At 67.2% G+C, this 6,399-nt stretch carries 8 protein-coding genes and 1 pseudogene; 6 read left to right on the top strand and 3 right to left on the bottom strand.

The annotated features are described in order from the left end of the window. Positions 1-40 precede the first annotated feature (40 nt). Complete coding sequence (yjgA, locus tag H0W38_RS14025) at positions 41-628, top strand: ribosome biogenesis factor YjgA (protein WP_292455090.1); 588 nt, start codon at positions 41-43, stop codon at positions 626-628. Then, positions 621-1,265, top strand: coding sequence for a molybdopterin adenylyltransferase (gene mog / locus H0W38_RS14020; protein ID WP_292455086.1), 645 nt, complete (start codon positions 621-623; stop codon positions 1,263-1,265). The genes yjgA and mog overlap by 8 nt, the downstream gene beginning before the upstream one ends. On the opposite strand, the gene cysE is transcribed toward mog, so the two are convergent. The 3 genes from cysE to H0W38_RS14005 all read right to left on the bottom strand — a co-directional run bounded on the left by cysE (position 1,258) and on the right by H0W38_RS14005 (position 3,701). Continuing rightward, positions 1,258-2,028 (bottom strand): serine O-acetyltransferase, encoded by a 771-nt coding sequence (cysE, locus tag H0W38_RS14015; RefSeq protein WP_292455084.1) that lies wholly within the window; start codon positions 2,026-2,028, stop codon positions 1,258-1,260. The two genes, mog and cysE, sit on opposite strands and share 8 nt — an antisense overlap. A gap of 174 nt (positions 2,029-2,202) precedes the next feature. Further along, positions 2,203-2,784: a PEP-CTERM sorting domain-containing protein gene (locus H0W38_RS14010; protein WP_292455082.1), complete on the bottom strand. Its 582-nt coding sequence runs from the start codon at positions 2,782-2,784 to the stop codon at positions 2,203-2,205. A gap of 194 nt (positions 2,785-2,978) precedes the next feature. Then, a complete protein-coding gene (locus H0W38_RS14005; RefSeq protein WP_292455080.1) occupies positions 2,979-3,701 on the bottom strand; it encodes an RNA methyltransferase in 723 nt (240 codons plus the stop codon). A gap of 121 nt (positions 3,702-3,822) precedes the next feature. Between H0W38_RS14005 and H0W38_RS14000 the strand changes: the two genes are divergently transcribed. The 4 genes and pseudogenes from H0W38_RS14000 to H0W38_RS13985 all read left to right on the top strand — a co-directional run. Next, positions 3,823-4,812, top strand: a complete 990-nt coding sequence (locus H0W38_RS14000) for an inositol monophosphatase family protein (protein ID WP_292455078.1) — start codon at positions 3,823-3,825, stop codon at positions 4,810-4,812. A gap of 99 nt (positions 4,813-4,911) precedes the next feature. Next, positions 4,912-5,124: an AbrB/MazE/SpoVT family DNA-binding domain-containing protein gene (locus H0W38_RS13995; protein ID WP_292455076.1), complete on the top strand. Its 213-nt coding sequence runs from the start codon at positions 4,912-4,914 to the stop codon at positions 5,122-5,124. Next, positions 5,124-5,519: a type II toxin-antitoxin system VapC family toxin gene (locus tag H0W38_RS13990; RefSeq protein ID WP_292455075.1), complete on the top strand. Its 396-nt coding sequence runs from the start codon at positions 5,124-5,126 to the stop codon at positions 5,517-5,519. The genes H0W38_RS13995 and H0W38_RS13990 overlap by 1 nt, the downstream gene beginning before the upstream one ends. Positions 5,520-5,587: 68 nt before the next feature. Continuing rightward, positions 5,588-6,399 (top strand): annotated as a pseudogene (locus H0W38_RS13985) (DNA mismatch repair protein MutS); the annotation flags it as partial.

The following is a 6,399-nucleotide window of genomic DNA, read 5'->3' as shown; positions in this document are numbered from 1 at the left end:
CGCAGGGCGCAACTATGATAGCCAGCGCCCCCTTTTTGCCGTGTACCGCTTGAACTCCGCCCCCACCCCCGACGCCGGCACCGAACGCTACGACTTCGAGCGCCCGAGCAAAACCTCGCTCAAGAAAGCCATGCATGAGCTGCAGGCGCTCGGCGAGGCCTTGCTGCTGCTGCCCGATTCGCGGATCGACGCGATCGGCCTGCCCGAATCCTTGCGCGATGCCGTGCGCACCGCGCAGCGCACCAAGACCCATGAGGGCCGGCGTCGCCAGATGCAGTACCTGGGCAAGCTGATGGGCAAGGCCGACAAGGCGACTGTTGTCGAGCCGGTCCGCGAGGCCGTGGCCGCCTTCCAGCTCGGCCATGCCAAGGACGCATTGGCCCTGCACCATGCCGAGCGCTGGCGCGCCGAGCTCATCGCCGACGACGAGGCGCTGACACGCTGGACCGCCGAGCACCCCGGCGGCGACGTGCAGCAACTGCGCAGCCTGATCCGCAGCACGCGCAAGGAAGCCCAGGCGCACGAGGCCGAGGGGCCCGGCGTGGCAGCGCGCCACGGTCGCGCCTATCGGGAGCTGTTCAAGCTGTTGCGCACGGCGCTGACCGACCAGGAAACCGCCGATGAGTGAAGCGTCCGATACGGCGGCCTCTGCCTCGGCCCCGCCGGCCTCCTCCACGCCCTTCGAGCCGGTGAGGATCGGCCTGGTCTCGGTCAGCGATCGCGCGTCGAGCGGCGTCTATCAGGACCAGGGCATCCCGGCCTTGCAGGCCTGGCTCGGCCGGGCGCTGAAGAACCCCGTGACATGGGTGACGCGGCTGATTCCCGACGATGAGGCCGGCATCAGCGACTGCCTGCGCGATCTCGTCGATGCCGAGGGCTGCGACCTGGTGCTCACCACCGGCGGCACCGGCCCGGCGCCGCGCGACGTGACGCCGGAGGCGACGCTTGCGGTCGCAAGCAAGGAAATGCCGGGCTTCGGCGAGCAGATGCGCCAGATCTCGTTGCGCTTCGTGCCCACGGCGATCCTGTCGCGACAGGTCGCGGTGATCCGCGACAAGGCGTTGATCATCAACCTGCCCGGCCAGCCGAAATCGATCGCCGAGACGCTCGAGGGACTGCCCGGGCAGACGCCGCCGGTACATGGCATCTTCGCGGCCGTGCCCTATTGCGTCGACCTGATCGGCGGGCCTTATCTCGAATGCGACGAGGCCGTGTGCAAGGCGTTCCGCCCGAAGAGCGCAGTGCGCAACAAGCCGCTCACTTGACCAGCCGGTTCAGCGCCGCCGCATCGAAATCCTCAAAGGTCTGCGCATCGCTCGGCACGCAATCGCCCGCGGCCGTGCCGCGCGAGAGCTTCTCGACCGCCGACCACAGCAGCGCGATCTGGTGCTCGTGGCCTGAGGCGTTGTCGATCAGACCCTTCATGGCCTGCGCCACCGGGTCGTCCCCCTGCGTCACGCCGTAGGCCGAAAAACCCATCTTCGCGGCGATGGCCTCCCGCTGCGCGTCGAGCTCGGCGTGCAGGATGCGCGCCGGATTGCCGACCGCCGTGGCGCCCGGCGGCACCGGCTTGGTGACCACGGCCCCGGAGCCGACCCGCGCGCCCTCGCCCACTTCGAAGCCGCCCAGCACCTGGGCATTGGCGCCGACGATCACGCCGCGCGCCAGGGTCGGGTGGCGCTTGGCGCCTTTGGACAAGGAGGTGCCGCCCAGCGTGACGCCCTGGTAGACGGTGCAGTCGTCGCCGATCTCGGCGGTTTCGCCGATGACAACGCCCATGCCGTGGTCGATGAACACCCGTCGTCCGATCGTGGCGCCCGGATGGATCTCGATGCCGGTGAGAAAACGCCCCAGGTGCGAGATGAAGCGGCCCAGCCAGTGCCAACGCCTGTCCCAGCACCCGCGGGCCCGACGGTGCAGCACCAGCGCATGCAGGCCGGGGTAGCAGGTCAGCACCTCGAAGGCGGTGCGCGCGGCGGGGTCGCGCTCGAGGATGCAGGCGATGTCTTCTTTGAGGCGGCTGAACATGAAAGCTTGCGCAAGCGACGTTCGTCCCAGTGTAGCCAGCGACCTGCGGCGCGACGCGCTCGCGCGCAAAGCGCGCGGCCGCGTGGGGTCGCGCCCAAGAAAAAGGCCCCGCAAACGCGGGGCCTGGGTACCGGCAAGGAGCGAAACCGCGTCGCGCCGCTGCGGCGGACCGGTTCAGCTCTTGCGGCGGCGCGCCACGAAACCGACGGCAGCCAGGCCGGCGATCATCAGCGCGTAGGTGCTCGGTTCGGGAATGGCAGCAGCCACTTCGAACGCGACGCCATCCGAACGGAAGGTGATGCTTTCGATCAGCGTGCCGTCGTTCGTGCCGATCGTGAACAAGCGCGTGTTGGCGTTGTTTCCGTTGGCCGTGAAGTCGGGGTTTGCCAGCACGCCCAGGTCGGAGCCGGAGAAGGTGAACGGCAGCAACAGGTCGTTGGTGGCGATGTCGAGGAAGTTGTAGGTGTCCGGCGACCCCCACAGGAAGGAGAACGAGGACACGCCCGTACCGAAGGCGATGGTGGCTGAGCCCCCCGTGGAAATCACGGAGTACGGGTCGGTGCCGCTCAGCGTCAGCGGTGCAAGCCACACGTTGGTGATGCTGCCGGCGACGGGCGACGTGACATTGCCGCTGGTGCTGGTGAAATCGATCGGGCCGCCGTAGTTGCCGGCGGCGCCTTCGCTAAACGTCAGCGCGGCATTGACGTTGAAAGCAGCGAACGCTGCAGCAACGACGAGTAGTTTCTTGGTATTCACAGGTGCTCCCGGGTTGATCGAGGTTCGATGATTGGCGCTACGCAAAGCGGCGTCTACCCGCGAAGAGGCGGTACGGACCCCTCAAGCACGGGGTTTGCCAACACTTCACCGCAACATGAGCAAGCACGAATGTTCTCGTGCAGCAGCCGCAGCACGAACCGCTCTCGGATACGGCACCACGGCACTTGCGCTGCTCAACGCTTGAGCATCGACGTGGCAATGCCACGCAGCAAGTGCACCTCGTCGTGCGTCAGGACAGCGCGGTTGAGGGCCTGATTCAGCCGCGGCACCAGCTTTTTCGGCGCAGCCGGGTCGAGGTGGCCGATGTGCACCAGCGCGCGACGCCAGTGCTCGAGCAGGCTCTGGATCGCCGCCACGTCGGCCGGCGCCGCCTCGGCGGTGCGCGGCCTGACCGCGTAGCCGCCCAGCGCCTCGCGCCAGTCGTAGGCGATCAACTGCACCGCCTGTGCGAGGTTGAGCGAGCCGTAGCCGGTGTGCGTCGGAATGCTCACGCAGGCATGGCAGCGATACACGTCCTCGTTGGCCAATCCGTAACGCTCGGAGCCGAAGACGAAGGCCAAGCGTTGCTGCCCCTCGGCGGCCAGCCGTGGCAGCATGGCACGCGGCGCATGTGTTGGCGGCCCGAAGTCGCGCGGCGTCATGGCGGTGGCACACGCGAAACTCACGCCGTCTAGCGCTTCGGTCAGCGTGGCCGCGATGCGTGCGCGCACCAGGATGTCGGCCGCGCCGCTGGCCATGGCGACGGTCTCCTCGCGCACCAGCACGTCGGCGAAGCGCGGCGCGACCAGCACCAGCTCCGAAAACCCCATCACCTTCATCGCCCGCGCCGCCGCACCCACGTTGCCCGCATGGCTGGTGCCCACGAGAACGAAGCGGGTTGGATCAGTGAGTGGCATGGCTCGACGGCTAAAATCGAATTATGGGTGGGCGCAATGCTTGCCCTGGCCGGCCCGACCAGCGCCGCGCCACCGCTCTTTCTTCCCGCCAGTCCACCGCACGAGTCCGCGAGCCTTTGCCATGTCCCAAGCCCTCCATCCGATGCTCAACGTCGCCGTCAAGGCCGCACGTTCGGCCGGCTCGATCATCAACCGGGCATCGCTCGATCTGGACCGTGTGACGGTCACGTCCAAGTCGCACAACGACTTCGTCACCGAGGTGGACCAGGCGGCGGAAAAGATCATCATCGAGACCCTCCTGGCCGCCTACCCCGGCCATGGCATCCTCGCCGAGGAGTCGGGCCGCACGCATGGCGCGAAGGACTCCGAGTACCTCTGGATCATCGATCCGCTCGACGGCACGACCAATTTCATCCACGGTTTCCCGGTCTACGCGGTGTCGATCGCGCTGGCCGTTCGCGGCCAGGTGCAGCAGGCCGTCGTCTACGACCCCTCGCGCAACGACCTGTTCTTCGCCTCCAAGGGCCGCGGCGCCTTCCTCAACGACAAGCGCCTGCGCGTGAGCAAGCGCACGCGGCTGTTCGAGTCGCTGATCGGCACCGGCTTTCCGTTCAGGAAGGGCGACAACTTCAAGCGCTACGTCAAGATGTTCGAAGAGGTCATGCAGCACTGCGCCGGCCTGCGCCGCCCGGGGGCCGCCGCGCTGGACCTGTGCTACGTGGCCGCCGGCTGGTACGACGGCTTCTTCGAAACGGGCCTGAGCCCCTGGGACATCGCGGCCGGCTCGCTGATCATCACCGAGGCGGGTGGCCTGATCGGCAACTTCACGGGCGACGCCGACTATCTCTACCAGCGCGAAATCGTTGCCGGCAATCCGAAAATCTACGGACAGCTGGTCAGTATCCTGACGCCCTACACGCGGGTGATCAAGGAAGAAGCGGCGCCGCACGGCGCGTCGGTCGCTCCAGTGGGGGCTATCGCCGCCGACGAGAGCGATGCCACTGCAGCCTTCGTCGAAGCCGCTGAGCAGCCGGCGCCGGCGAAGAAAGCGCCGCTGCGCATTCGCAAGGCCGGCTCCGACGCGACAACGCGCGACGACAGCACACCCTGATGCCAGCGTCTTCGAGCCGGTTCTGCGCTGCCCCGTGGCGCTCGACGGGGAATCCGTATATTCTTACCAATTCTCTATCGAGAACCTGAAGGTACGAATATGCCCGCCACGGCCACGCTGTCCAGCAAGTTTCAGATCTCCATACCCAAGGCGGTTCGTGAAGAGAAGCGTTGGGTGGCCGGCCAGGAGTTCGTGTTCATTCCCAAAGGCAAAGGCGTGCTGGTCATGCCGGTGCCCGAGCTGGATCAACTGGCCGGCATTGCCACGGGCGCCCGCAAGGACGGGTACCGAGACCGCAAGGACCGCTACTGATGGCCGCGCGCTTGCGCGTGATCGACAGCTCGGCCTGGATCGAATGGCTGACCGGCAGCGTGCTCGGCAGGAAGCTGCGCAAGGAGTTTCCTGCAAAGCCCCATTGCATCGTGCCAACCATCGTGCAACTCGAATTGTCCAAGTGGCTGATGCGTGAAGTCGGTGAGGACCAGGCCGACCAGGTCATTGCGTACACGCAAAAGTGCATGATCGTGCCGCTGGACACCGCCATCGCGCTGCTGGCGGCTGACCTGCACCGCGAATACAAGCTCGCGACGGCCGACGCGGTCGTGTATGCCACTGCGCGGCAGCTTGGCGCCGATCTGGTCACATGCGATGCGCATTTCGAAGGTCTGCCGAGCGCGGCGTTCTTTCCGAAGACAGCCCGAACGTGAAGCCCGCCTTGCGGTCGATGAGCAACGCCGGTTCGATGGGTGAAGCGGACCTTTCCGCCCACACACCCATGATGCAGCAGTACCTGCGCATCAAGGCCGAGCACCCGGACACGCTGGTGCTCTACCGCATGGGTGATTTCTACGAGCTGTTCTTCGACGACGCCCGCAAGGCGCATCGCCTGCTCGACATCACGTTGACCACGCGCGGCCACTCGGCCGGCGAGCCGGTGGTGATGGCCGGCGTACCGGTGCATTCGGTCGAAGGTTATCTGGCCAAGCTCATCAAGCTCGGCGAAGCGGTCGCGATCGCCGAGCAGGTGGGCGACGTGGGCACCGCCAAAGGGCCGGTCGAGCGCAAGGTCGTACGCGTGGTCACGCCGGGCACCGTGACCGACACCGAACTCATGGCAGAGCGGGTCGACACCTTGCTTGTGGCCGTGAGCCGTCAACGCGCCACCTTCGGGCTGGCCTGGCTGGGTTTGAGCAGCGGCACCCTGGGCCTGAGTGAATGCGGCGAGCGCGAACTCGCCGGCTGGCTGGCCCGCCTCGAGCCGGCCGAATTGCTGGTCGCCGGCGACGACGAGCCGCTGCCGCCGGCTCTGGGCACGACGCGCGCCGCGCTGACGCGACGCCCGGCCTGGCAGTTCGATGCCACGCTGGGTGTGCGCAAGCTGTGCGCGCAGTTGCGCGTGGCCACGCTGGCCGGCTTCAACGCGCAGGACCTGCCAGTCGCGCAAGCCGCCGCGGCAGCATTGCTGAGCTATGCCGAGCACACGCAGGGGCAGGCTCTGGCGCACGTCGGTTCGCTGAGCGTGGAACGCGCGACCGACCTGATCGAACTGCCGCCCTCCACCCACCGCAACCTCGAGTTGACCCAGAC

Origin of the sequence: Methylibium sp. (genome assembly GCF_013817365.1) — a bacterium.
In the GTDB taxonomy this organism is placed as follows: Bacteria; Pseudomonadota; Gammaproteobacteria; order Burkholderiales; family Burkholderiaceae_C; genus Methylibium.
The sequence above is the reverse complement of the archived record's forward strand: the minus strand, read 5'-3'. Positions and strand labels throughout refer to the sequence as shown.

What these genes read in the sequence shown, in the direction of transcription:
- H0W38_RS13990 (WP_292455075.1), top strand. Translation starts at nt 5,124, where the DNA reads ATGGCCGCGCGCTTGCGCGTGATCGACAGCTCGGCCTGGATCGAATGG.
- H0W38_RS14005 (WP_292455080.1), bottom strand. Translation starts at nt 3,701, where the DNA reads ATGCCACTCACTGATCCAACCCGCTTCGTTCTCGTGGGCACCAGCCAT.
- mog (WP_292455086.1), top strand. Translation starts at nt 621, where the DNA reads ATGAGTGAAGCGTCCGATACGGCGGCCTCTGCCTCGGCCCCGCCGGCC.
- H0W38_RS13995 (WP_292455076.1), top strand. Translation starts at nt 4,912, where the DNA reads ATGCCCGCCACGGCCACGCTGTCCAGCAAGTTTCAGATCTCCATACCC.
- cysE (WP_292455084.1), bottom strand. Translation starts at nt 2,028, where the DNA reads ATGTTCAGCCGCCTCAAAGAAGACATCGCCTGCATCCTCGAGCGCGAC.
- H0W38_RS14000 (WP_292455078.1), top strand. Translation starts at nt 3,823, where the DNA reads ATGTCCCAAGCCCTCCATCCGATGCTCAACGTCGCCGTCAAGGCCGCA.